The sequence below is a fragment of the Cupriavidus sp. GW822-FHT03E04 genome (genome assembly GCF_058801495.1).
The window spans coordinates 1-2,580 of the sequence record NZ_JBXANI010000066.1 but is presented as its reverse complement, the minus strand read 5'-3'; the positions used below and the strand labels follow the sequence as shown (position 1 = coordinate 2,580).

Below are 2,580 nucleotides of genomic sequence, written 5' to 3'. Positions count from 1 at the left end.
GACACTGTCCCTCACCACTTGTCCGGCCAATCCTTGCGCATCCGCGCGGAACACCGTGCGCAGCGATTCGTGCCGCGTGGCCAGCGCCGCGAAGCCATGCCGCAACGCGCCCTCGTCCAGCGCCCCCTTTATCCTCAGGCCGCCCGCGATGTGATACGCCGCGCTGTGCGCGTCCAATTGCCACAGGAACCACTGGCGGGCCTGCGCATACGACAAGCCGTTGCGCATGGACTTCGCCGGCACGATCGGCAGGCGCGAGAAATCCAGGGATTGATGCCGCAGGGCCGCAAGGAACGCCCTTTGCTTATCCGCCGCCATGCCGGCAAAGCGCTCGGCGATGTCGCGTCTTCTTTGATCCATTCAGTCCTCCAGGCTTTCAAGCAGTGCGGTCATCTGGTCCAGCTCTACGGTATCTTCGGAGCCCGCCCTGTGGCGTTCGGCGTCCAGGGCGCTGCCAGCCGCGATCAATGTGGCGTTCTCGAAGAACGAAGTCAGCGAAATCTGCACGGCGAAGCGCTGCCGCAGCTTGGCCAGTACTTGAAGGGCCGCCAGCGAATGCCCGCCAAGTTCAAAGAAGTCGTCATGACGGCCGATGCGATCTGCTTGGTCGATGCCCAACACCTCCGCCCAGATCGCGGCCAGTGCCAGTTCCGTCTCGCCCTGCGGTGGCTCCCAGGCCAGGGCGTTGCCGGTGTCCGGCTCGGGCAGCGCCTTGCGGTCCAGCTTGCCGTTGGCATTCAGCGGCAGCGCATCGAGCACCACGATCGCACCCGGCACCATGTAGTCCGGCAATGCCCGTGCCAGGCCGTGGCGCAACGCGGCCGACTGGAGTTCCCATCCGGATTGCGCCGAGACATAGGCCACCAGGCGTGCACCGCCCTGCGCCTGCCTTGCCACCACAACGGCCTCGGCCACGCCAGGCTGCGCCAGCAGCTGCGCCTCTATCTCACCGAGTTCGATGCGCAGGCCACGGATCTTGACCTGGTGGTCGATCCGCCCGAGGTATTCCAGCTGCCCGTCATGGCGCCAACGCACCAGGTCCCCTGTGCGATAGAGCCGGCCACCCTGGCTGTCGAGCGGATCGGCCATGAACCGCTCGGCGCTCAGCCCGGGCCGATGCAGGTAGCCGCGCGCTAGCCCGATGCCGCCCAGGCACAGCTCGCCCGCCACACCCTGCGGTGCCAGGTTGAAATCGGCGTCAAACACATAGGCTTTGGTGCCCGCGATCGGTCGACCGATGGCCACCAGGCCCTGTCCGTCATCGCGGCAGGTCCAGTGCGTGACATCGATAGCGGCCTCGGTGGGACCGTAGAGGTTGAAGAGGCTGGCTTGCGGCAGGCGCCTGAAGACAGTACCTTGCGTTTCCGCCAGCAGGGCTTCGCCGCTGCAAACGATGCGCGACAGGCTCGTGCAAGCCTCGATTCCTTCGTGCGCCATGAAGGCTTGCAACATCGAGGGCACGAAGTGGATGGTGGTGACGTCATGCGCCTGGATCAACGCGACCAGCCGCGCGGGATCGCGGTGGTCGCCTGGTTGCGCCACCACCAGCCGCGCGCCCTGCATCAGCGGCCAGAGGAATTCCCACACCGACACGTCGAAGCTGAATGGAGTCTTCTGCAATACTGTGTCGCCTTCGCCGAGCGAATAGGCCTCCTGCATCCAGGCCAGCCGGTTGAACAACGACAGGTGGCGGTTTGCCACGCCCTTGGGCCGGCCTGTGGAGCCCGAGGTGTAGATCACGTAGGCGAGGTTTTCACCGTGGAGATCGACCTGCGGGTCCTGCGCGGATTCGCCGTCCAGATCCAGTGTGTCGAGTTCCAGCACTGTCATCGCCGCCGTGCGCGGGACTTGTTGCGCAAGGTGGCTCTGGGTGAGCAGCAGTCCGATCCCGCTGTCCTCGACCATGTAAGCGAGCCGCTCGGCCGGGTAGTCCGGGTCCAGCGGCACGTAAGCGCCACCCGCCTTCATGATGGCCAACAGCCCCAACACCATCTCGACGGAGCGCTCCACCGCGATGCCGACCTCGGTTTCAGGCTGCACGCCCAGCGCGACCAGCCGGTGTGCGAGCCGGTTGGCCCTGGCATTGAGTTCCGCGTAGCTCAGCGAAACGTCGCCAAACACCAGCGCTGTGGCTTGCGGCCGCGCTACTGCCTGCCGCTCGATCAGCCGGTGTACGGGCTCCGCAGCCAGGTACTGTCGGTCGTTTACGCTCCATTGCGCAAGCAGGCGCTGCTCGGCCTCGCCCGGAAGATCCACTTCGCCCACCGTCAGGCCGGCACTGTCCGCCAAGGAGTGCAGCATCGCCACATAGTGGCCGGCCAGGCGCGCTATCGTCCGTGTATCGAACAGCTCCGCCGCATAGATCAGCGTAGCGCCGATGCCGCCGTCCGGCTGTTCGTTGGTATCCAGCGTCAGTTCGAACTGCGCCCCCTGCTCTGCCAGTTCGTACTCTTGTAGGGTGAGGCCCGGCAGTTGCTCCAGCGCGCGGTAGTCGTCGCGCTGATGGTTGAACATCACCTGGAACAAGGGACCATGGCTGCGGCTGCGCCCTGGCTGCAGCGCCTCCACCAGCTGCTCGAA

Annotated in this window: 2 protein-coding genes; both read right to left on the bottom strand. The window is 65.8% G+C overall.

Features of this window, described 5'->3' with window-relative positions:
• A partial coding sequence (locus tag AC1RQC_RS40265; protein WP_492886859.1) for a condensation domain-containing protein occupies positions 1–360 on the bottom strand: 360 nt, incomplete at its 3' end.
• On the bottom strand, positions 361–2,580 hold a 2,220-nt coding region (locus AC1RQC_RS40260; protein WP_492886857.1), incomplete at its 5' end, for an amino acid adenylation domain-containing protein. It abuts the gene before it with no gap.